Below are 22,493 nucleotides of genomic sequence, written 5' to 3'. Positions count from 1 at the left end.
GTTTATGTTCTTGAATGTCTACAGGAGGATTCCCGCGGAAGGAGTTCCGGCGCCAGCAGCAGCTTCTGCAGAGCTTCGTTTTTGCCGCCGATCCGTTCCATTAAGAGCTTCCCGGCAGATACGCCCAGATGGAAGGTATCCAGATTAAGCGAGGTTAGCGGTGGTGAGGTATAGCGGGACAAGGGATAATCATCAAAGGTTGCAATCCCAAGCTGTGTTGGAACCTCCACCCCAAGCTCTCTGGCAGCCAGCAGCACTCCGTAGGCTGCAAAATTGCTCATACAGATTACCGAGTCCGGCGGTGTCTCGCTTAACAGCAGTTGCTTCGCCGCTTGATAGCCAAACGCCTCTTCTGCTTCGCCATTAATAATCCATTCCTTGCGGAGCGGCTTGCCAGCCTGCCCAAGGACCTGCCGGCAGCCTTCCAGCCGCCGGATGAAGAGCGGGTCTCCCGCGTATCCGCCAATAAAAGCCACCGCAGAATAGCCCTCCTCCAGCAGATGCCTGGTGAGCATTCTGCCGCCGGCTTCGTTGTCGAAGTCGACCCAGCATCCGGATGCTGCAACTTCTCCCAGCGAGACATAAGGAAACTCAAGATGGTTAAGCCGGGTGCACAGCTCCTCTGTCAGGACCGAGGTGTTGGCGATAAGGCCATCCACCTTTTTACTCCTTACGAGTCTATGCAGGAAATGGCCATCAGGATGATTGTGCTCGACATTTGCGATGGTCAGCTCATATTTCAGGGAGCCGATCACACTCTCAATTCCGCCGATGATGTTGTAGAAGAACTGGTTCAGGAATTCGCTGGACTTGGACATATCGATTAACAGTCCGATATTGCTGCTGCTCTGCCGGGCCAAGCCTGTGGCGATGCTGCTGGGTGTGTAATTCATCTGTTTCATAATTTCTCTGACCTTTTGTTTGGTTTCCTGCGAAATTTTTGGTGAATCATTCAGCACCTTAGATACAGTGGATTTGGCTACCCCCGCCGCAATGGCGATATCCGTAATCGTTACCTTCATAAGTTTTCCCTCACGGTCCTGACGGTTTTTTTTGAATGATTAATATTCATTAATCAAGATATAATCCCATCATACAATAAAAGGAGCTTGTATAATATGATTCGCTGGTTTCTGTACCATACTGCTGAAGATCCCTTTGCCTTTCCGGTTGGTTCCGGCTTATTGAAGCTGCGCCTCTTTGTGCAGAATGGCCAGCAGCTGTCCTGCACTGTGATTCACTCCGACCGCTATGACTCGCCGGGGAACGAAATCCCGCTTCCGATGGAGCGGATCGGCTCTGCCGGAGCTTATGAAATCCACGAGGCTGTTCTACAGTCGGCAACCGGCAAATGCAGATATTTATTCCACGTCGAGAACCCTGCCGGTGATTATGTATGGTACGGGGAGAGAGGTCTTTCCGAGAACAGGGAGCACGCAGGCTCTTTTCAATATGCTTACATGCACCGGCCGGAGGCTGTTAAGCTGCCTTCCTGGAGTTCTGATGCGGTTGTCTATCAGATTTTTCCCAGCAGCTATAACGGAGGGACCCTGAAAGGAATAACAGAAAAAATCCCTTATCTGCACCAGTTGGGTATTACGGCCCTGTATATGACGCCGATTTTTGAATCCACTACCGAGCATAAATATAATACCTCGGATTATTACAAGGTTGATCCTGCATTCGGCAGCACGGAGGATTTGAAGGCATTGGTGGATGAAGCCCACCGCCACGGGATCAGAGTTCTGCTGGATGCTGTATTCAACCATTCCGGCGATACTTTTTTTGCCTTCAAGGATGTGCTTGAGCACGGAGAGAATTCCCGGTACAAAGACTGGTTTGTGATTCATTCCTTTCCGGTGGTGCAGACGCCTTCCCCGAACTATGAGACCTTCGCCAAAGCGGTGTCGATTATGCCCAAGCTGAATATGGACAACCCCGACGTTGCTGATTATATGATGGAGGTCTCCAAGCACTGGGTGCGGGAGGCGGGGATCGACGGCTGGCGTCTGGATGTAGCCAATGAGGTATCCCCAAGGTTCTGGACGCGGTTCCGCCGGGAGCTGAAGGCGGAGTTTCCCGAACTGCTGCTGATCGGTGAGATCATGCATGATTCCGGGCCTTGGCTGAGGGGCGACCAGTTCGACGGGGGCATGAATTATGTGCTGCGCGACGCAGTACTGGAGTTCTTTGCCGAGCAATATGCAGGGCCGGTGCGCTTTATGGAACAGGTGTTGCATCAGGAGGCATTATGTAATGATCAGGCGAATTCCGCCATGTTCCAGCTGCTTGGCAGCCATGACACGCTGCGTTTTCTGACGGCCTGCAAGCAGGGGGGCGGGGCTGGGAACATGAGAACACAGCTGTACAGCGGATGCGGCTGGCAGTCTTTTTCCAAATGACCTATATCGGGATGCCGATGATTTATTACGGAGATGAAGTAGGCATGGAGGGAGCGACGGACCCGCACTGCAGACTGCCGATGGTGTGGAAGGAGCAGGAGCAAAATACGGCGCTTCATGCCTGGTATACCCAGCTGATTTCACTCCGGAAACAGTATGAAGTGCTGCGGAAAGGCGCTTTCCGTCCCTGGTGCACGGATGAAGCCCGCAATGTTCTCGGCTATATCCGGTGCAGCGGCCAGGATCAGATGGGGCTGTTGATCAATAATTCCCCTAACCGCTACCAGCTGGAGCTTAGCCGTTTCCGTTCTGACGACAACGTTCTGACTGATCTGCTGACCGGAGCAACCTTCCCCGGCACCGGACGTTTTCTGGTGGAGATTGAACCCTTTGGCTGCCTGATGCTCTACTAGGATGCGCTGCGGAAACTCCTTGCCTATAAATCTGGGCTTATAATATGATGTTGGGGAACATTGTATATTAACAACAGAGATGCAGCTCCATATATCAAGATGACTACTCTGTCATTTTCTGTATGGAAGGAAGGAGTACGTATGCCCAAAGTTCCGGAAGGATATGGGGAGAAAATGCGCGGTCTCATATTGGATGCGGCTTTGGAGATCTGCCGGACCAAGCCGGTATATGAAGTGACCATGCGGGATATCATCCGCCAGACCCGGCTCAGCGTAGGTACGGTTTATCGTTATTTTGAGGATATTGATGATATTTTCATAGGTTTGACTAACCGCAATCAAGATGAATATCAATTATGGGCTCATTGTGAGCCTTTATTTGCGGATGACCATAGCGTGCAGCAGGTTATTCTGGGGATATTCCATTACCTGGGGAATACTTGGCGGAGTCGATTCCGGCAGAAGGCAAGTTTGCATTCGAAATGAACATCAAATTTCTTGCGGACCCTGAATTATATGAGAAAAAAAGAACGGAATTACGGAAGTAGCAGATTTCGAGAAATTGATGCACCATACCATGAGGTATCTTGCCGGCAAGGTGGAGGCTGGCTTGCTGAAGCCTGTAATGCCGCTGGAGCATATTTTTGCATTTGCGGTGACCTCCCTGGATGGAATGGTAAGGGATTTGACTTTGGCACGGTGTTATTCACTGCCGGGCGATGACGCGGGCGTTACGCTGGATGAGCTGTCATTAACCGGCGCTTTGGCGAGAAGCCTGCTTTATTTACTGGGGGAGGCATAGCCCATATCCAGGACGGCGGCTCTGCCGCTTTTGATAAAATATAAGCCGTTTCTACTTGCGATGCGCAGAATGGACCAGCATTTTCCGGAAATGCTGTCCAGCCTGCGCTTATTTGAATTGTCCATAAACAGGCCGTACACATCATGCCTGCACGGGTTGTAAATCAGGTCCGCGGGGACCTGGTTTTTAGCATACGTGAGGCATTTTTGCTTGGAACGGACCCGATCCGGTGCCGCAGGGAGTGCGTGCTTTTTAGCTTGACAAAAGGGGAGCAGCTTCATATATTTAAAAGTGACTACCCCGTCATTTTTAAAATTATGGAGGGAAAAGGCCGTGGAAACGGGAAGATACGTGGGGTGGATATTGGATTCAGGGGATAGGAGAGCTTGAATATGGAACCATTTATCAAAATTGAAAAGGTGACACGGCAGTATGAAACGGGAGAAATGACTGTGACAGCCGTGGATGAGATGGATTTTACAATTAATAAAGGAGAATTTGTGGTCATACTCGGCCCTTCCGGCTCGGGCAAAAGCACGCTGCTGAACCTGTTGGGCGGCATGGATCAGGCCACCTCGGGCAATATCATTGTTGATGGGGCAAATATTGCCGGATTCTCCATGGACCAGCTATGCAATTACCGCCGCAACGAAATCGGCTTTGTATTTCAGTTCTACAACCTGATTCCCAATCTGACTGCAAAAGAGAACGTCGAGGTTATGCGGAAAATCTGCAGAAACGTGCTGGACAGCACCTCCGTCCTCAATTCTGTAGGCCTTGGCGGGCGGCTTCATCACTTTCCGGCTGAACTGTCCGGCGGTGAACAGCAGCGGGTGTCCATTGCCAGAGCCATCTGTAAGAATCCCAAGCTGCTCCTTTGCGATGAACCTACCGGAGCACTTGACAGTGTCACTGGCGCACTAATCATGGCTACTCTATGGGAGATGTGCAGAAAGAACGGACAGACGGTGATTATCGTAACCCACAACGCAGCCATTGCCGAGACAGCGGATAAAGTTATCCGGCTGAAGGACGGTAAAGTTCTGGAGGTCCAAATTCATAAAGAACCGCTTCCTATGAGCGAGGTGTCCTGGTGATGATTTTACCTCAAAAAATGTTCCGGGATATCTGGCACGCCAAGGCTCAATTCCTGACAATCATCATTATTGTCGCTTGCGGGATCTTTACATTTGTGGGGGCCATTACGGTGGGCGGGCGGCTGGAAAAAAGTGTTTCCCGTTTCTATGATGCCACAAGGATCAATGATATTTGGATCAATGTGCAAAATGCCTCGGATACAGATCTGGATGCCATTAAACAGCTTCCCGGCGTGGAGGAAGTACAGGGCAGAGCTGTGCTGAAGATGTTTTCCGGCAACCGTAGTGTTGATGTATTTGTTCTTAACGGAAATAAGCTATCCCGGCCTTATCGGGTTCAAGGGCAGCCTTATCAAGCCGGCGGGGAAGGCATCTGGCTGGACCGGGAATTTGCGGCAGCCAACGCCCTTAAGGTGGGGGATACACTGGACCTAAGCTTAGCAAGCGGCCGCAGCGGCAGAGTTGTTATCCAAGGCCTGGTCCTGAGTCCGGAAAAGCTGATCGATACCTCTTCCGAAACGCTGTCAACAAGACATGATCTTTACGGTTACGGTTACATGGATAAGCAGGCTGCAAGTGAATCCTTCCGTGTCTCCGGCATGAATCAGATTATGCTGAAAATAAAGCAGGGTGCAGACGGGCAGGCATTGATCCGTCAGGCTGAGAACCTGCTGGGCGGCAAGTATCTCGACAGTATGACCCACGAGGAGCATCCGAGCACAGCCGGAGCAGCCAACCAGATCGCCCAGTTCAAAACAGTCGGCTATGTGACGCCCGTTTTGTTTTTTTCGCTTGCTGTGCTTGTGATGGTCAGCACGATGAGCAGGCTGATCGCTAATCAGAGGACACAGATCGGCACCATGATGTCTCTGGGCTTCTCCCCCGGCAGATCCGCAGGCATTATATAACTTATGGGCTGGTGCTCGGAATTGCAGGCGGCATAATCGGGCTGGTGTCCGGATACTATGGAATTCCAAAGATTTTTATGGGGACTTTAACGAGGGCCTTTATTCTGCCGGAATGGACAACGGCGTTTCCGGTGGAAGCGGTGCTGTCTGTTGCAGCTGTCTGTGGATGCTGCGTTCTAGCCGTGCTGTTGGCCAGCGGGAACAAGCTTAAGCAATGGCCTGCCGCAGTTCTGCGCGGGAGTGTACCGCCAAGCCCCGGGCATTCGAGGGCCGGCAACCGGCTTAACCTGCGTTTACCTTCGTCCTTTGACAATGTATGGATGCTGCGGAATCTGAAAGCTCATAAAATGCGGGCGCTTATGGGCGTCATCGGGGCGTTTGGCTGCACATTTCTGATTCTGTTCGGCTTTGCCAATATCGATTCGAGCGGCGAGGCGATTGAAGCAGAGTTTGGCCGGCAGAATCTTTTTGCGTTAAAAGCAGATATCAATGCCACAAGCATATCCTTATTGCCGGACCCGTCCGCTAGTGAAACACCCGTGCAATATATACAGGAAGCGGGGATTCAGGTCAAATCGGAGCAGGGTGAGCGAAATCTGCTGCTTACGGTGCTGGATAACGGGGAATACATAAATCTGGATGTGAACAGCAGCAAGCCTGTAACTGTCCCTCAGGAGGGGATTGTTGTATCGGACAATACAGCGGACGTGTTGGGCGTGCAGAAGGGGGAGCGGATCAAAGTAAGGTTTGCAGGCGGTGCTTGGAGGGATTTCAGGATCGCGGATACGATTCAGGCCCCCGCTGCCAATAAAGTCTACTTATCCAGAAGGGCTTGGGAAAAATCCGGGGAAGCATTTGTTGTGACTTCTCTGCTGCTTGGCGGGCAGGCAAACCTGGAAAGAGTGAAAGAGGCCTACCCTGTCACTCAAATCGTAGCGAAAAAGGAGATCAGGGAGGCAAATGCACAGTTGAACGAAGGCGTTTTTGCCTCAGCTGCGGGATTAACCATTGCCGCCATATTCCTGGGGGTTGCTGTAATTTACAGTCTGGGCCTGATCAGCCTTACAGAAAGATCGAGGGAATTTGCCACATTAAAAGTCCTGGGCTTCCGGCAGCAAGAAATCCGGCGGCTGCTGGTGCGGGAGAACCTCCTGTTAACGCTGGCTGGAATAGCCTTGGCTGTTCCCGCTGCGTGGGAAGCTATTCAGGCCTTGGCAAAATGGAATGCCGATGAAACCATTATGTTGTTTCCCAAGATCAGGCTGCTAAGCTATTTTTCCGCGATTTGCCTTACGCTCCTGTCCTCCTATGCGGTGAATCGGTTAATGAGCAGGAAGATATCCCACATTGATATGGTCACTTCTTTAAAGGCGGTGGATTAGGTTTTTCTGATCAAGGGCGGCATTCCAGAAACTTATTTGTGTTTTTTCAAGGCTCTGTATTCCTGGGTTTCCCACTGCTTAAGCAATGGATAGGGATCAAAGGCCCATTCGGTAATCCCGCGGTCGCGGTAGATGCCATAATGCAGGTGAGGCGGGAATTTGCCTTGAGTACCAGGCTTGCCGTAGCCGGAGCTGCCGACCCAGCCGATCGTCTGGCCTGGAGCCACGATATCACCCCGGGAAAGGGATTTTTCAAATCCGGCCAGGTGGGCGTAATAATGGTAGCGGTTTTCGATGTCGCGGATCCCGATCCGCCAGCCGCCATAGCGGTTCCAGCCCTTGGTTTCCACAATGCCGAAGCAGGTGCTGCGCACAGTCATGCCGTAAGGTGTGAACAGGTCCGTCCCTTCATGGATACGTGCCCCGCCCCAGCTTCTGCCTGTCCCCCAGGTGCTGCGGTAGGAATAATTTTTCCCGACCGGCAGCGGAAAAGCACTGCCCGATAGATCAAGGCGTCCGAAATGCTCATACAGCTTGGCAAACTGCTCTATCCGCTGCGTGGCCCGGCCGTTATGGTAATATTCCCATACCCCAATATTGAAATCGCTGGAGGAGTCGCCGTATTTCATCAGATGCCTTGCCATACTGTAGAGCACATCGGCATCATTCTCAGGATCGGCCAAGCCGTCGCCGGACCCGTCATTTCCGAATCCTCCAAAAAAACGGATCGATTCCGGCGACTGGTCCTCCTGATTCGGGTTCAGCGGCCCGCTCCACACCGGTGGGGAAAGCTGATTCCGGTAAGGCGGGGTTGGGCTTGCTCCGCAGTCCCGCTTTTCTTTTTGGCAATCGTCCGCTCATACTGGTCGATAGCGGCGAAGCGGAACCAGGCAATGCCGGTAGCCGCGCTCATTTGATCATAAAGCTGCTTACGGCTGGCGGAGAGATTCTCCTTGCCGGGTGCAGCTTCACTGCTGACTGCGTGCTTATTGCCTGCGGCGGCTGCTGCCACAGCGTCGCTGTCGCCCCAGAGCATCGCAGCGGCCGACAGGCAGAGCACTGTTTTACGTATTGCAGCAATTCTGAATAGAGCCAGCATGTTAACAACCTCCTTGGTCCGGGTGCTGATTTTAAAGATGATGAAGTTCTGTATCGAAGAGCATCCCGGCGGGTGCTTTTCTTTTAGATTGAAACAAATAGCCTTTTTTTATCCGTTCTTGCCCAAACGTTCACAAAAACAGGCAAATGGCTCTTGCACATGCTATAATATGAGGCAGTAAACTTTTAAGCATGCAACTACTATTCAGGCGAAAGCGGGGTTCTCCACTTTGACTAATAATCGAACAGCCAAACAGCCCAAGCCAGACTGGATCAAAATCAAATTAACGACTGGCGATAATTATCAGGAAATTAAAGGCATGATGCGATCCAAAACCCTGCATACCGTATGTGAGGAAGCGCGCTGCCCGAATATCTATGAATGCTGGGCCAACCGTACGGCTACTTTTATGATTCTGGGTGACATTTGCACCCGGGCCTGCCGGTTCTGTGCCGTGAACACCGGCCTGCCGACCGAGCTTGATCTTCAGGAGCCGGAGCGTGTGGCCGAGGCTGCCGAAAATATGAAGCTGAAGCATTGTGTCGTAACCAGTGTGGCCCGTGATGATCTGAAGGATGGCGGCGCAAGGATTTTTGCCGAGACCGTGGCTGCAATTCGTAAGCGGCTTCCGCTGTGCAGCGTAGAGGTGCTGATTCCGGACTTCCTTGGCGAACGGGACAGTCTGGAAATTGTAATGAACAGCAAACCGGATATCCTGAACCATAACATTGAGACGGTAGAGCGGATGTCCGACCGCGTGCGGGCCCGGGCCAAATACCGCCGTTCCTTGGAGCTGCTGGGCCGGGCGAAGGAGATCAAGCCGGACATTCCAACCAAATCCAGTATTATGCTTGGCGTAGGTGAGGAATGGGATGAGATTCTGCAGGCGATGGATGACTTGCGTGCCGTGGATTGTGATATATTGACATTAGGCCAGTACCTGCAGCCGTCTCCCAAGCATTTGAACGTTGAGAAATTCTATACTCCTGAAGAATTCGCCCTGCTCAAGGAGGAGGGACTGAAGCGGGGATTCAGCCATGTGGAGTCCGGCCCTCTGGTGCGCAGCTCCTATCATGCGCATGAACAGGTGAAGTCGGCTGCGGCTGCCCGCGAAGAGCGTACGGTTTCTTTGTAAGCTGCAATTGTTCTTTGTAAGCCACAAACTTGAGTTGAAAATTTGTCCCGTGACGAAGTCACAGTAGGTTTTAGTCTTAAGGTTTTAGTCTTTAAGGTTTAGTCTTTAAGGTTTAGTCTTGGGGGTTGGAGCGCGAGCAATCAACCCGCTCTTCGACGTTTGCTACCACCTCCCGCGTTGAGGGAGTCATGGAGAGGGATTTTGGAATTGGAGGAGCGTCAGCGTCCGCCTTTGTCTGCAGATTTCAACCGCTTATAGCGGTTAATCAGAGAAATCTGCAGACAACAGCGGCCGGAAATCCAAAAACCCGCGGAATGACGGGTTATCAACGCCCCCTCTCATTTTATTGAAAGGCAGGCGACAAACGCTTGATCGTTATAGGTGGAAAGGGCTATGAGCTCGTATTGGATCACAAGGACGGCTGGAACCCGGAGGCGTTTCGCGGAAGATACAGTGAAGTGCTGGACCGGTACGATTACATTATCGGTGACTGGGGTTACAGCCAATTGCGCTTGAAAGGCTTTTACCGGGATAATCACCCGAAGGTGAACCGGGACACGGCAATTTCAGGCATGGTGGATTACATTAATGAATACTGTAATTTTGGCTGTGCTTATTTTGTGCTCCACAAGTTGAAGGAAACGCCCAAAGAAGGCAGCTTCAGGGATATTCTGACCAAGGAAGCACCGGAGCCCGGCACAGACGATGAAATGGAGCAGGCCTCCGCAGAAACTGTGGTAACAGCGAAGGTGCAGCGGGACCCTTCTTCCAGGCCCTCGAATTCAAATCCGGCAGCCCGTGACAAAAATACGGGAGGCCCGGCCAAAGAGAACGGGGCAAAGGACAGACCCGCCCGTGAGCATCAAAGCCGGAATCACCGGAATAAAGAGAACCAGGGCAGAAGAAACAACAAGGATTCCCAAGGCAGACCATCGCAAAACCCGCCGCAGAATCCTTCGAATTAACGGCTATAAGAAGCCCGGCAATCTAAAAAAAGGTGTCTCGGCAGCCAGTTTTGCACTGGCTGTGGGGCACCTTTTTGATTATTTGGGGAATTATGCAAATCCAAAACATGCGGATCTCCTGGAAGCCTCAGATGATATATGCGGGGCAGGAGGATTGGATTCCATCCACGGACTGAAGCGGACAGAGAAGCCCTTATTATGCGAAAAAGCCTGCTTTTCTGGCGGGTACGGACACAGGAGCCGTTATATCGTACGTTTGAGCCTAGAATAAGGGGAGAGAGGAACAATAGCGGAATCTGTAGTCCGTTTGTCCTTCGGAATGGATGAATCCTCCTAAATAAGGGATTTCCAGTCCGCATAAGCCGCGGATCGAGCGTGAAGGGAGCTCGTCATGTCCGCAGAGGGACCTATGCAAAATCGCAAGTTCAGTAATGTACGTGCTAAGCAGATATATATGGGTAGTAACGAGAATTGAGCATGTTGTACAACAATGTGAACACTAAGCAAGCCAAAGGGCGCTAATCTTTCTTATTGTGCAACAATCCTGGCCTCCAGCATGCCCCATTGATATTGGAACGGTGGGGAAACCCTGCAGGCGTAAGCTCCGAGTTGCTTATTTGATAGCCTTTTACCAACTAGCGCTTGCGAAGACACAGGTGAGCAATGCTAAGTGGAAAAAGGGAACTTATTTTTCCTAAAAATCAACAATTGAGTGAATTAAGTGGAAAAAAGGAACTTAACTGGGTCATATTACTTCGTCAGGAGCGAAATGAGCTGAATTAGTTAACCTTTTTCCACTTAGAATCCTCGAAGGATGGATAAAGGGTTCTCCAGGCATAGCTAAACTAACAATCTATTCTGTCAAGGATGGCGTAGCCGTTTTGTTCTTATATGTATACGTAATGAAACAACGGCAAAAGTGCCGCTGTTTAGCGTCGGCAGGGCAGTTTGCCTGGAAACAACGGCAGAAATGCCGCTGTTTAGCGCCCGCTGGGCAGTTTGCCCGGAAACAACGGCAAAAGTGCCGTTGTTTCCGGGCGCTCGCTAAAACGGCTGCGTCATCCGAGGAAGGCGCAGCCGTTTTAGCGCTCTATTACTTTACGCTTAACTTCAATAGATTCTGCGCTGTGTTGTAGCTCCATACCAGGGATGGGAACTTTTGCTGAAAAGCTTTCACATCAATGAAAGTTTCATTGTTCTGTGACAGTGCCTCTTTGGAGGCCAGGGCAAATCCGGATACCTTGCCGGTGCCGTTTGTAACAAGCACTTTTTTGTTCTTGGCATCCCAGGAGACTTCGCTCTCCAACAGGGCAGCCAGCACGCGCGAGGAAGCGTAGATCGTATTTCCTTGTTTGATCAGTCCGACATTACCGGCAAAAGGACTGCCGTTCACATCAAGAATATGGTTGTCGCCCGAAGCTGTAATCCTGTTCATTCCGGCAATTTGCAGGGCGGTGATCAATTGTGCCGTTTTGCCTTGGACTTCAATGTCAGGGGTCAACCCGATATGATTGAAGTCTTCTTTGCTTGGCGTCAAATATTTCTGTGTCGTCAGTTTTAGTTCTGCCCCGTCCGATACCGGAATCAGACTCTGAATCCGAGCCTTGCCGAAGGAACGTGTGCCCACTACCGTTGCCAGCTTGTTGTCATGAAGAGCACCGGTAAGCGCCTCGGAAGCACTGGCAGTGTACTCATTGGTCAGCACTACAACCGGCACTCCAATTTTACTGCCATCGGTGATGGTTACCGGGGTTAAGGCGCCGCTCTGGTCGGAGGTGTACATCATGATGCCCTTGTCCATAAATTGGGAAGCGATGTTATAGGCGGAATCCATGTAGCCGCCCGTATTGTCCCGCAGATCGAGCACCAGGGATTTCATGCCGCCGGCACGCATTTTGTCTAGTGCGGTTGTGAATTCCTCATCCGCATTCTGCGTGAAGCCGCCAATGGAGATATAAGCAATGTTCTGCCCGAGCATTTTGCTGGTCACTGAGGTGGATGCCATCTCGCTGCGCTTGACGCTGAAAGTTTTCAACACCCCTTTTCGGCTGACGAGCAGGGAAACCTTGGTGCCCGCTGTACCGCTCAGCTCATCGCCTTTGGTGTCTTGGATTTTTACACCGTTAATTTTGAGAATGATATCGCCGCGCTTAAGGCCGGCTTGTTCTGCCGGAGAACCGGCTACAACTTCTTCAATATACAGTTCTTTGGCGGTGTAGACCATTCGGATGCCGATGCCGACATATTCGAGATCGACCGCATGGCTGAATGCAGCAGCCTCATCCTTGTCGAAGTACTGGCTGTAGGGATCGTTGAGGGTGTTCACCATGCCGTCAATCGCTCCGCGGATCAGTGTATCCTGATCGATTCCCTCCACATTATATTGCTCGAGATATTGCATGATTTCGTTAATCCGGTCCGTGGAGGCAGCCGCTTGTGCCTGGTCTGTGCCTGGTACCGCCTGAGAACTGTCCGCCGCCAGAGCAGCGGGAGCCAGAATAAGCGATACAGCCAGATAGCCGCTGAGGGCCGCAGTGATTACCTTGCTTGATTTCATGATTGCATACACCCTTTTTTATATGATTTATTAGGAATTACTTTTGATCAGAATAGGAAACCAAATAAGAATCATCGATGGTCCATTGACCGCTGCTGGATTTGGAGAAAATAAAAATAGAAGATTGCGTATAGTTCTCACCGGAATCGGCATCCTTTACAGCAGCCTCCACATATATGGCAGCTTCATCCGGAGTATAATAGAAGATATTGGAGCTATTCAGCGTTTCGGTAAGATTATAGGCCTCAAAATACTCGGCAATGGCATCTTTCATGGAAGCTTCATATTCTTCCCCGTAGTAGGTCAGCTGCGCAAGGGTGCCGTCCACATTTTTGGCGTTGCGGGCTGTGTAATACTTGCTGAGGCTGTCTTTAATAGCGGAAGCATCGATTTGTGGAAGCACGGCAGCCGTTTTTCCCTGTTCGGGTGTAAGCAAAACAGAGCTGTCCTGCAGCTCGGAGCTTTCGATTTTCCATACTCCATTCTTGCGGACAAGGGTGTGCAGGTACTCATAACGCTCATCAGGCAGGTAATCTCCTCCCTTGCGCACAGATTTCTCCACGGTATGCACAACGGCTTCGTTGCCCTGAATGCTCAGAATATCAAGGCTTTCGATGGTGGTGACCATATCATATCTCTTGAAGTATTCCTTCAAATTGTCAACTGAATCGGCCGGGACCGAATTGAAGACGACCAGTGAATAGTAGCCTGCTGCATTCTCGGCATTGAAATATTTATTGGATAAATGCATAAGGTCTGTAATTTGCTGCTCACTGTTATCGGAGGCTTCGGGGGTGTTGATTTTTACGCTTCTGCTGGCCGCATCCCAGACAGCGGTGCCTCCGGTAGCCTCGGCTACGAAACGCAAGGGTATGTATGTAGTACCGCTGATGGAACTCGGAGCGGTGGCCAGCTTCTTGACCAGATTGTTAACTGTTGCCCGGCTGCTGCCGATTTTTAGGCTGATTGTAAGGCTGGCGCTTGTTCCGGTGACGGTCCCTGTCTTGGCATCCCAGAGTACGTTCAAGCCCAATTTTTCGAAGATGACACGAAAGGGAACAAGAACTGTGTTGTTCTTCAGATACGGAGAACCGGCGGTGAAAGCAACGTTGCTTCCATTAATATAGACTTTGATCGGTTTGTCTGCGGCAAAAGCGGGAACGGCCAGCATTAAAGCCAGCAGGCTTATGCCCATGAGCGACAATAATTTCTTCAACAATGGTTCTCTCCTTTAAATAACAGCACTTTGTAAAATAGGTTCATTATACCATCGAAATTTTCTTGCTGTCTATCCATTCATGTAAGCTTGCGCAGATAAAATGAAAATGTCTGAAAACGCATGATAAAGCCGGAGATGGTTCCGCATCCCCGGCTTTATTCCTGCGGCTGGGCGGTTCTCTTAGAGCCGCCTGCCTTATATGATTGTAGATGGAACCTGTTAGATCAGGAAAGCTTCACGGACCCTGTTCCAGAAGGGGAACGGGCGGTATCTGGCAAAGCTGATTTTTTTGTCGGATACCTGGCAGCGCACAGAGATCAGATCGTCAACGGGTATATTATTATGGTCTATCGTCAGCAGCAGGCGCTGGTCCTTGCGCGAAAATATATCGCAATGATGGTGCTTGGGCAGCAGCAGCGGCGACCCCATCGTGCGGAAAACACGGTTGTTAATGGAAGCAATTTCGGCAATCTGCAGGGCTTCAATGGTGGGATGCACCATGGCTCCGCCAAGGCTTTTGTTGTAGGCGGTGCTGCCTGACGGTGTGGACACGCACAGGCCGTCGCCGCGGAACATCTCGAAGGTCACATCATTGATGTCCACCTGAATCACCACTGTTCCGTCCACACCCTTGAGCGTGAACTCATTCAAGGCAATATGAGAGCTGGAGCCGGATTTCTTGTGGATTTCCAATTCGAGCAGCGGATATTTGACGATACGCGGCTTATGCGGCTCGGCGCTGCCGGTTCCACACATGTAATCAGCCAGGGCAGGCAGCTCGTCTGCCTTCCAGTCCGCATAGAATCCCAGATGTCCGGTATGGACACCCACAAAAGCCAGATTGGGGATCTGGTCGATAAACGTGTGAAAAGCGTGCAGCATGGTGCCGTCTCCGCCAATCGAGATGACGATTTCCGGAGATTTGGCATCCAGCTCCAGATTCCGCTCCGCTGCCAGCTTGTGAAATTGCTCCGCAAGTTTGATGGACAGTTCGTCACCGCGGTCCAGAACATAATATCTCAAGATGTATAGGCTCCTTTGTATGTTTCAGTCATACACCGATCATAATCAATCTGGACCAGGAACACAATATTTGAAGCGGTAAAAAGTCACTGCCGCCCTCCTGGACGCCCGATGCGCTGAAGCAGCATCACCAGCAGCGAGAGCAGCAGAGCTATGCCGAGCAGCAGGCCAAGCCAGCTTAGACTGGCGGCAAACCCGGACAGTGGAGCGGCGGTAAAGCCGGCAGCGGCGGTAGCCGGGCTGTAGTCCAGCCCTGACCCGGAGTGTGCTAAGGGCTTCCACAGCAGCAGCACAAGTCCTGCAGACAGGAAGGCATGGATCAGCCTGGCAGCCAAAAAGGGCAGATAGCGGAGTCCTGTTCCGTTCAGAATACTGGCAACCTGTGCGTGTACAGATAAACCGCCCCAGGAGAGAACCCAGGCCGCTGCGGCTGCTTTGAACTCCAGGGGCAGCGAAGCGGCAGCGGCACCGGCTGAGCGGGTACCCAGCGTTACCTCAAAAAGTCCGCTGACGAGCGCGGTGGACAGCTCTGCAGGGAACCCTGCCAGCGAGAGCAGCCCTCCTGTAAAGCTGAAGAGTGCGGACATAATTCCGGCCCGGTCCATCAGCTCCATCAGCACATTGAAGAACACGACGAGGCCGCCCACAACAATAATGAGCTGCAGCGAAGACTGGACTGCTCCCTTCAGGAGCTCGCCTACACTTCGTCCGTCCCGCTCCCTGACTTCCGCCATGGAACTCAGGGCCAAGCGGAGCCTGCCGGCGCGTTCAGGCTGGAGAGCTTTATGCGGGGGTCCGGAAGGCGAACTCTTTTGTCTGCCATGAAACGACATCAGCAGTCCTACAATGAGCCCTCCACCGTAATGGGCGAGCGCAAGAATCAGCCCCAGAGAAGCATCATGAAAAAAACCTACGGAAACCGCACCAAGCAGGAAGATCGGATCAGACGATGTGGTGAAGGCTACGAGACGTTCGCCTTCTACGCGGTTCAGCAGCCCCTGTTCCCGCAGCTTTGCGGTTAATCTGGCGCCGACGGGGTATCCTGATACATAACCCATAGCCGCCACAAAACCTCCACTGCCGGGAATGTTGAACAGCGGACGCATCAGCGGATCGAGCAGGGCGCCGAACAGATGGACTACCCCGAAGCCCAGCATCATCTCCGAAATCACAAAAAAGGGAAACAGTGAAGGGAACAGCACGTCCCACCAGACGGATAACCCTCGGAGGGCTGCATCCAGAGAACTAGCCGGGTTCATTATCATCAGCAGCATACATCCGGCAAGGAGGACACCCAGCAGCGGACTGTAATTTTTTTTCAGAATCATGGTCAACGCCTCCCGGTATATGGATAGATGTATGCAAAAACAGGGACAAACAGCACAAAAAAAACAGGAAAGCGGTTACATTTAACTGTGCTTTTTGACTGAAATTATGGTATTATAAAATTAATTAATGCACACCTAATAAGGGATGGAGTGATGGTGATGAGTGTAGTTGCCGGAGTTCTGGTTTGTGCTTTTGTCTATGTGATCCGGGTCTCCCTCGTCCCGCCTGGTGATGAGGAATTTCGGACCTATTAAATACTCAAGGCGCTGAACACTGGTTTAGCGTCTTTTTTCTGCACATATCCGTTACAATAGGGTGCCTGAAGCAGGATAACCGTGAAGCTTATATTTTGGTATAATAAAAAAGACGTTACATTAATACGGAGGAAAGCTGGTAATCACCGATGAATCCAAACGACAGCATTTACGACAATCTGGGAGGCGCGGAAGGGGTTCACCGGCTGGTTGAGTCCTTTTACGCCAAGGTGCAGCTTCATCCGCGGCTCGGCCCCCTGTTTCCAGCAGATATTACTCCTGTAATGGAGAAACAGTATCAATTCCTGAGTCAGTTTTTTGGCGGACCGGCGCTCTACTCAGAGCTGCATGGACATCCGATGATGAGAGCAAGACATATGCATATCCCTATTACACCGGAACGTGCGGAGGAATGGCTGGAGTGCATGAATGAGGCGCTGGAGGAAACGGGTGTGGAGGAGCCGCTGCGTGCATTTGTGTTAAGCCGTCTTGCGGGCCCTGCGCACCATTTTGTCAACATGCCCCAGGAGTAACGCGTAGTTGATCGTGAAAGGATGAGGGCATTGCCAGAATTAATACCGCTGTACACTATTAAGGTAATCTGCTGTAATTGTGAACATGAATTTACAACCTCAAGAGTCCGTCCCAGCCTCAAAAAGGCTGTCCGGCGCGATGCGGACTTCTGCTCCTACTACAAGAACGAGAATCCCGATTATTACGTCGTGCGCGTCTGCCCGAGCTGCGGCTTCGCCTCCACCGAGAATTCTGCGGACAAGCTGGCGGACTGGCAGCGCAAATCATTCCGCGAGCAAGTGGGAAGCCGCTGGGTTCCCCGGGATTTCGGAGATAAGCGCAGCTGGGAGATTGCACTTGAGACCTACAAGCTGGCGCTGCTCTGTGCCCAGAGCATCAAAGACAAGGACCGGATTATCGCGAGTCTTCTGCATCATATTGCCTGGATGTACCGGTATCAAGGGGATATCGAGCAGGAGCAGCGTTTCCTGCGCTATTCACTCGACATGTACATCAAGGTCTTCGAAAACGACGGCATTGGCGGAAACGATGCCCGTCTAATGTATCTGATTGGCGAGCTGAACCGCCGGATCGGTGAATTTTCCAACGCAGTGAAGTGGTTTTCGCGCCTGATCAATGATCAGAAGATCATGGATGCCGCAATGATCCGGGCAGCCCGGGAGCAGTGGGCGCTTTTAAGGGAACAGATGAACGGAGGCGAGCCGGAGGAAGACGGGCTGCCTTCCGGTACATAGGGAAAACACACCAGGATCTTTGTCCTGGTGTGCTTATCAGACATGCGTAAACGGAACATAATGCAGTGCCTGTGCCGCAATATCAGCGGACAGCCCGGTCAAACAGCAGGTAGTCTGCATCCGTGTCGATAACGGTCAGACTCGTTTTGCAGCAGGGGAAGACCAGCAGCTTTTTTTTACCTTCGCGGACGGTCTGCAGCTCTTTCGGTTTCATGGGCAGAATAACATTCTCCTTGTCGCAGAACGGACAATACTGCACATAGAGGTCTTCCAATAAAATGTCATAAGGCCAGGTGTGGCTGAATGGAATCATTGCTCGCCCTTCTCGGGCGCCTCAGCCGCTGAGCTGCTATCGGTGGTGTCTTGACTCTGTTTCTTGGATAATTCCGCAATCTTTTGCAGCAGGATATGTTGAGGCATATGCATTAAGTGTTCCAGCGGAACGCCGAGTTGTTTGGCTAGGGTAACCGCCGTCTCCGGCGAGATTTGCAGTGGCTTCATGTGATGACCTCCTTGTAAATGTGCAGCTTTTGTAATTCACTTTACCATGGCCGCAGGCCAAACACAAAAACCAAATGTAACAAAGGAAAGGTGAGATACAATGAAACAGCCTTTATCATTGACCTGGGATCTGGATTCTATATTTCCGGGAGGCTCAGCCTCGGCGGAATTCGAGCATTTTTTGAAGCAGCTGGAAACGGACATTGGGGTATTGGATCAGCAGGTTGCGGCTGCTGCATCACCGGCAAATATCGAGTCCACCAGGCAACTGGATGATGTGATAGCGCTGCTGCAGAGCTGTTCCGGGCGGCTGGTGCAGGCATCCGAGTTCGCCGGATGTCTGGGTGCCCAGAACCAGCAGGACAAGGGGGCGGTACGGTTATCCTCCAAGGTTGCAGGCCTGCGGGCAGATTTCGAGGGAGTCAGCTCGAAGTTCGATGATGTACTGCGCCAAACCTCTGATGAGGTATGGCAGGTGTGGATGGCCCGTCCAGAGATTGCCCCCTGAAGTTCGTGCTTATCGAGAGCCGCGATCTAGCCCAAGAAAAAATGAGTCCTGAGCTGGAGGCATTTGCGCTTACGCTGGCCGTTGACGGCTATCATGGCTGGAGCGAGCATTACGAAACGATTGTCGGGTCCATACAGATCCCTTATGAGGATGAAGAGGGGACCAGGCTGCTGTCTGCCGGGCAAGCCTTCAACAAGCTCGACGACCCCGATCCCAAGGTCCGGGAGGCGATGTTCCGCAAATGGGAAGAAGCCTGGGGCGGCGCTGCGGACTATTGTGCGGATACCCTCAATCATCTGGCCGGGTTCCGTCTGAATCTGTACAAAGGCCGCGGCTGGGAGGATGTGCTGAAGGAGCCGCTGGCCATTAACCGCATGTCGCATCAATCGCTGGATACGATGTGGGATGTCATCACCAAAGCCAAGCCGGGGCTGGTCTCCTACTTGAGCCGCAAAGCCAAGCTGCTCGGGCTGGAATCGCTGTCCTGGGTGGATGTGGAAGCTCCGGTAGGCGAGTCCTCCGGCAAAATCCCCTATGATCAGGCAGCAAAAGACATTGTGGCACAATTCCGCAATTTCAGTCCTAAGCTGGCGGATTTTGCTGAACATGCTTTCGACAGCAATTGGATCGAAGTCGAAGACCGTCCAGGCAAACGCCCCGGCGGATTTTGCGTATCCTTTCCGGAGAGCAAGGAATCACGCATTTTTATGACTTACAGCGGGACCCCGTCCAATGTGTCGACGCTGGCACATGAGCTTGGACATGCTTATCATTCCTATCTGCTGGAGGATCTCCCGGTATTCAATCAAAACTATGCTATGAATGTCGCGGAGACCGCTTCAACCTTCGCAGAGGTCATTGTGGCCGATGCCCAGGTGAAGGCTGCTGCAAGCAGCGGGGAGAAAATTGCCCTGCTCGAAGCAAAAATCCAGAACAGTGTAGCCTTCTTCATGAATATCCACGCCCGCTTTTTGTTCGAAACCCGTTTTTATGAGAAACGGAAGCAGGGGCTTGTAAATGCCGAAGAATTGTCGGCACTGATGGTTGAAGCGCAGAAGGAAGCCTTCTGCGGGATTCTTTCCGAATACCATCCGCATTTCTGGGCGTCCAAGCTGCATTTTTATATTACGGATGTCCCATTCTATAACTTCCCGTATACCGTTGGTTACATGTTCAGTACAGGACTGTACAAGATCGCGCTTCAGGAAGGGACTTCCTTTGCCGATAAGTATGACAGCCTGCTGCGTGACACGGGCATCATGACGCTGGAAGACCTGGTGCAGAAACACCTTGGTGTTGATCTGACTCAGCCGGATTTCTGGCAGGGCGCAGCGGATTTGATCATTGCCGATATCAACGAATTTATGAAATTGACGGAGCCTTCGGCTTGAAAAGTTTGTCAGAACGAAGACAGTTGCTGTTTTTTCAGGCAACGGTGAAGGCTTGAAAACCTTGTATTAACGCGCAAGGCCCCTGTAAAGGGGCCTTTTTTTATGCTGGAATGCTGTCGAATTAAGACGATTGGTAGAAGGTTATATACAATAAAATAACGAAAATCACGCACATATAGGGATAAACACCCATTTATGTTGAATAATGTTGATGGCTTGTACTTAGTGGCCTATAATGAGCCTAAAGCCTTATATAAAGGCTGCTAAGAAGCAGATTTTGTAGGAAAATGAAACAAGGAGTTTTGACTCACTTACACCTATTTTCAAAACTTTTAGGAGGATACACATGTTAAGAACGGAACAACTTTCACTGGCAAGACAGATTGACCTGGTATTTAAGGAACTGCAGGAGGAACTGTCAGGGCTGTCTTCCGGCACAGTCTTTGTACAAATCAGAAATAACGTCATAGGCAAGTTCGGAATACGCCATAATCCCCTGGCCGGCCGCAGCGGAACGTTCGCTGCAGAGCAGGAAGGGCTGAATACCGTACAGCAATCTTCTTTCCGGCTTATGGCTCTGGAGAGTCTGAAATACAAGCGGCGCTGGACGCACGGCGAAATCAGCTATGAATTTGCCGTCCGCCAGGGAATGGTAGTGGTGGATGCCACACTGGAATCCAATTACAATATGGCTAATCTGATGATCCGCTATCCACGCAATGTCCAATCCGACAAGCCCGATCAGTTTTACGGTTGAGTTATACATACAGATGTGCATAAGCAAAAGCCCTCCTGCACTTCGGCGAGAAGCGCGGGAGGGCTGTTAAACAGGTCCGCATCAGGCATTCAGCCTGGCGGGATACTTATGATAAGGCTGTTACTGCGAACGACCAGACAGTTGCTGCTCTGCCAGTTGCACCAGACGTTTGGTGATGTATCCTCCCAAAGAACCGGTTTCGCGGGAAGTGTAGTTCCCATAATAACCGTCAGCTGGGATTGTTACTCCAAGCTCCTGTGCTGCTTCATATTTCAACTGCTGCAGCGCTGCAGTTGCTTGTGGAACGACCAGGTTATTGGAACGGCTACCGCGACCTTGTTGACCTGCTTGACCCATGTTTGTTCACCTCCTTCGCCCGTTGTGAAGATAGTATGGGCGCTGGGAGAGAAATTCATGCACAGGTTCAGAAGATTTTAAGGGTGGTAATTATATGAAATTTATAGTTCGGGACTGACTACCTCTAGATTGCTTGAGACCGCAAGAGTCTGTTGGGGCTCCAAGGTAATGATGCCTGTAAAAGCAGCATCTTTGCCGAGGTTGGGCCCGTCAGGAAGCCACGTATAGGGCTCTATGCACAGATATTGGTCTGCCGTTCCATTGGTGTATACCACCCAGTGGCGGAAGTATTCCTGGTCGGCCGAATAGCGCAGGACGTAGCCGTCATCCCTTGTCAGCACTGCCTCAGCGGGCTGCTGATCTCCTATGCGCAGCACAGTGTCCAGATTGATTCCCCGAAGTCCTAAGCCCTGGTTCAGGGCTTCCAGCTCACCGAGAGGCAGGAGATTGCCGCTTGTCAGCAGTTCATCGTTCAATTCATAGACATTTTCGGCTGGAAGCTGAAGCTTCCAGCGCCCGGGCTCGCCATCAATCATAAACCAGGTATGATAGCCGATTCCAAAAGGGACACAGGCTGTTCCCTGATGGGTAATTTTTAGGGTTTGCCTGAAACGGTTATCCTGCAGCCGGAACGTCATCTCGAGCTTCAGAGGAACGGGGAACTGCTCCATCCAGCGGGGATCATCTTCGGTATTGAATTCAGTAGTCACCGCGCAGCCTTCCTCGTCTTCTTCAATATCACTGACGCACCAGGCTTGTGTCCGGTGCAGGCCGTGAATGTGGTGGCCTCCCGCTGTATTCTGCTCGAACTGATAGGCCTTGCCTTCGAACTGGAATTGCCCCTGGCGGATGCGTCCGGGCGGAATCAGGAGCGGCATGCCGAAATGATAAGGCTTCTGAAGGTAATAGGAGAGGTCGCTCTCTTCCGGCTTGCGAAGAATTTCACGGTTTTGCTTACGGTCCCACAATGAAATAACGTTGTTACCCAGTCGCGGCAAAAGCGTGACTTCCAGCTCACGGCTATGCAAAATATAAGTATCATAACCGCCCCACTGCCCTTTGGTCACCTGTTTCATGAGAAGTATGCTCCTTTGATTAGCTGTAATCGGATAGACACGGATACCCT

General features: G+C 51.4%; 21 protein-coding genes and 2 pseudogenes. 13 read left to right on the top strand and 10 right to left on the bottom strand.

Going from position 1 to position 22,493, the window contains the following annotated elements:
* Nucleotides 1–2: 2 nt before the first annotated feature.
* Nucleotides 3–1,022, bottom strand: coding sequence for a LacI family DNA-binding transcriptional regulator (locus JI735_RS03465; RefSeq protein ID WP_039834298.1), 1,020 nt, complete (start codon nt 1,020–1,022; stop codon nt 3–5).
* A gap of 96 nt (nt 1,023–1,118) precedes the next feature.
* Between JI735_RS03465 and JI735_RS03460 the strand changes: the two genes are divergently transcribed.
* The 7 genes from JI735_RS03460 (at nt 1,119) to JI735_RS03430 (ending at nt 7,004) form a co-directional block, all read left to right on the top strand.
* Nucleotides 1,119–2,402, top strand: coding sequence for a glycoside hydrolase family 13 protein (locus JI735_RS03460; RefSeq protein ID WP_202677056.1), 1,284 nt, complete (start codon nt 1,119–1,121; stop codon nt 2,400–2,402).
* Nucleotides 2,399–2,815 (top strand): alpha-glucosidase C-terminal domain-containing protein, encoded by a 417-nt coding sequence (locus JI735_RS03455; protein ID WP_202677051.1) that lies wholly within the window; start codon nt 2,399–2,401, stop codon nt 2,813–2,815. The genes JI735_RS03460 and JI735_RS03455 overlap by 4 nt, the downstream gene beginning before the upstream one ends.
* A 141-nt stretch (nt 2,816–2,956) precedes the next feature.
* Nucleotides 2,957–3,301 carry a TetR/AcrR family transcriptional regulator gene (locus JI735_RS03450; RefSeq protein ID WP_202677049.1) on the top strand — a complete coding sequence of 115 codons (345 nt, stop codon included), beginning with the start codon at nt 2,957–2,959 and terminating at the stop codon, nt 3,299–3,301.
* Between the two features lie 79 nt (nt 3,302–3,380).
* A complete protein-coding gene (locus JI735_RS03445) occupies nt 3,381–3,617 on the top strand; it encodes a hypothetical protein (RefSeq protein ID WP_202677048.1) in 237 nt (78 codons plus the stop codon).
* 392 nt (nt 3,618–4,009) lie between these two features.
* Nucleotides 4,010–4,714 (top strand): ABC transporter ATP-binding protein, encoded by a 705-nt coding sequence (locus JI735_RS03440; protein ID WP_039834292.1) that lies wholly within the window; start codon nt 4,010–4,012, stop codon nt 4,712–4,714.
* Complete coding sequence (locus tag JI735_RS03435; protein WP_202677047.1) at nt 4,714–5,622, top strand: ABC transporter permease; 909 nt, start codon at nt 4,714–4,716, stop codon at nt 5,620–5,622. The genes JI735_RS03440 and JI735_RS03435 overlap by 1 nt, the downstream gene beginning before the upstream one ends.
* 11 nt (nt 5,623–5,633) lie before the next feature.
* On the top strand, nt 5,634–7,004 hold the full coding sequence (locus tag JI735_RS03430) for an ABC transporter permease (protein WP_202677046.1): 1,371 nt from the start codon (nt 5,634–5,636) through the stop codon (nt 7,002–7,004).
* A 32-nt stretch (nt 7,005–7,036) separates the two neighbouring features.
* Here JI735_RS03430 and JI735_RS03425 read toward each other — a convergent pair.
* Nucleotides 7,037–8,103: pseudogene (locus JI735_RS03425) on the bottom strand (M23 family metallopeptidase).
* Nucleotides 8,104–8,332: 229 nt separating this feature from the next.
* Here JI735_RS03425 and lipA point away from each other — a divergent pair.
* Together lipA and JI735_RS03415 are read left to right on the top strand one after the other, a co-directional pair.
* Entirely contained in the window at nt 8,333–9,238 is a 906-nt protein-coding gene (gene lipA / locus JI735_RS03420; RefSeq protein ID WP_039834287.1) for a lipoyl synthase, read from the top strand.
* Between the two features lie 368 nt (nt 9,239–9,606).
* Nucleotides 9,607–10,203, top strand: coding sequence for a YutD family protein (locus tag JI735_RS03415; protein WP_063822075.1), 597 nt, complete (start codon nt 9,607–9,609; stop codon nt 10,201–10,203).
* A gap of 1,093 nt (nt 10,204–11,296) precedes the next feature.
* Here the strand turns inward: JI735_RS03415 and JI735_RS03410 are convergent.
* The 4 genes from JI735_RS03410 to ylbJ form a co-directional block, all read right to left on the bottom strand.
* On the bottom strand, nt 11,297–12,760 hold the full coding sequence (locus JI735_RS03410) for a S41 family peptidase (RefSeq protein WP_051051654.1): 1,464 nt from the start codon (nt 12,758–12,760) through the stop codon (nt 11,297–11,299).
* 37 nt (nt 12,761–12,797) lie between these two features.
* Complete coding sequence (locus tag JI735_RS03405) at nt 12,798–13,976, bottom strand: copper amine oxidase N-terminal domain-containing protein (protein ID WP_051051653.1); 1,179 nt, start codon at nt 13,974–13,976, stop codon at nt 12,798–12,800.
* Nucleotides 13,977–14,198: 222 nt separating this feature from the next.
* Nucleotides 14,199–15,002 (bottom strand): NAD kinase, encoded by an 804-nt coding sequence (locus tag JI735_RS03400; protein ID WP_020430182.1) that lies wholly within the window; start codon nt 15,000–15,002, stop codon nt 14,199–14,201.
* An 86-nt stretch (nt 15,003–15,088) separates the two neighbouring features.
* Nucleotides 15,089–16,330: a sporulation integral membrane protein YlbJ gene (ylbJ, locus tag JI735_RS03395; protein ID WP_039834286.1), complete on the bottom strand. Its 1,242-nt coding sequence runs from the start codon at nt 16,328–16,330 to the stop codon at nt 15,089–15,091.
* Nucleotides 16,331–16,734: 404 nt separating this feature from the next.
* Here ylbJ and JI735_RS03390 point away from each other — a divergent pair, with 404 nt between their 5' ends.
* Nucleotides 16,735–17,118: a globin domain-containing protein gene (locus tag JI735_RS03390; RefSeq protein WP_039834285.1), complete on the top strand. Its 384-nt coding sequence runs from the start codon at nt 16,735–16,737 to the stop codon at nt 17,116–17,118.
* A gap of 30 nt (nt 17,119–17,148) precedes the next feature.
* Complete coding sequence (locus JI735_RS03385; protein WP_233184628.1) at nt 17,149–17,853, top strand: DUF2225 domain-containing protein; 705 nt, start codon at nt 17,149–17,151, stop codon at nt 17,851–17,853.
* Nucleotides 17,854–17,935: 82 nt separating this feature from the next.
* Here the strand turns inward: JI735_RS03385 and JI735_RS03380 are convergent, their stop codons facing one another.
* Entirely contained in the window at nt 17,936–18,166 is a 231-nt protein-coding gene (locus JI735_RS03380) for a hypothetical protein (RefSeq protein ID WP_039834283.1), read from the bottom strand.
* Entirely contained in the window at nt 18,163–18,354 is a 192-nt protein-coding gene (locus tag JI735_RS03375) for a YycC family protein (RefSeq protein WP_020430169.1), read from the bottom strand. The genes JI735_RS03380 and JI735_RS03375 overlap by 4 nt, the downstream gene beginning before the upstream one ends.
* A gap of 100 nt (nt 18,355–18,454) precedes the next feature.
* Between JI735_RS03375 and JI735_RS03370 the strand changes: the two are divergent.
* Together JI735_RS03370 and JI735_RS03365 are read left to right on the top strand one after the other, a co-directional pair.
* Nucleotides 18,455–20,253 (top strand): annotated as a pseudogene (locus tag JI735_RS03370) (M3 family oligoendopeptidase).
* 346 nt (nt 20,254–20,599) lie between these two features.
* Nucleotides 20,600–21,010, top strand: coding sequence for a hypothetical protein (locus JI735_RS03365; protein WP_020430167.1), 411 nt, complete (start codon nt 20,600–20,602; stop codon nt 21,008–21,010).
* 120 nt (nt 21,011–21,130) lie between these two features.
* Here JI735_RS03365 and JI735_RS03360 read toward each other — a convergent pair whose 3' ends face one another.
* Nucleotides 21,131–21,367 carry an alpha/beta-type small acid-soluble spore protein gene (locus tag JI735_RS03360; RefSeq protein WP_020430166.1) on the bottom strand — a complete coding sequence of 79 codons (237 nt, stop codon included), beginning with the start codon at nt 21,365–21,367 and terminating at the stop codon, nt 21,131–21,133.
* A gap of 101 nt (nt 21,368–21,468) precedes the next feature.
* Nucleotides 21,469–22,443 (bottom strand): aldose 1-epimerase, encoded by a 975-nt coding sequence (locus tag JI735_RS03355; RefSeq protein WP_039834280.1) that lies wholly within the window; start codon nt 22,441–22,443, stop codon nt 21,469–21,471.
* Between the last annotated feature and the right edge of the window lie 50 nt (nt 22,444–22,493).

The sequence above is a fragment of the Paenibacillus sonchi genome (genome assembly GCF_016772475.1).
Classification (GTDB): Bacteria; Bacillota; Bacilli; order Paenibacillales; family Paenibacillaceae; genus Paenibacillus_AQ; species Paenibacillus_AQ sonchi.
The sequence above is the reverse complement of the archived record's forward strand: the minus strand, read 5'-3'. Positions and strand labels throughout refer to the sequence as shown.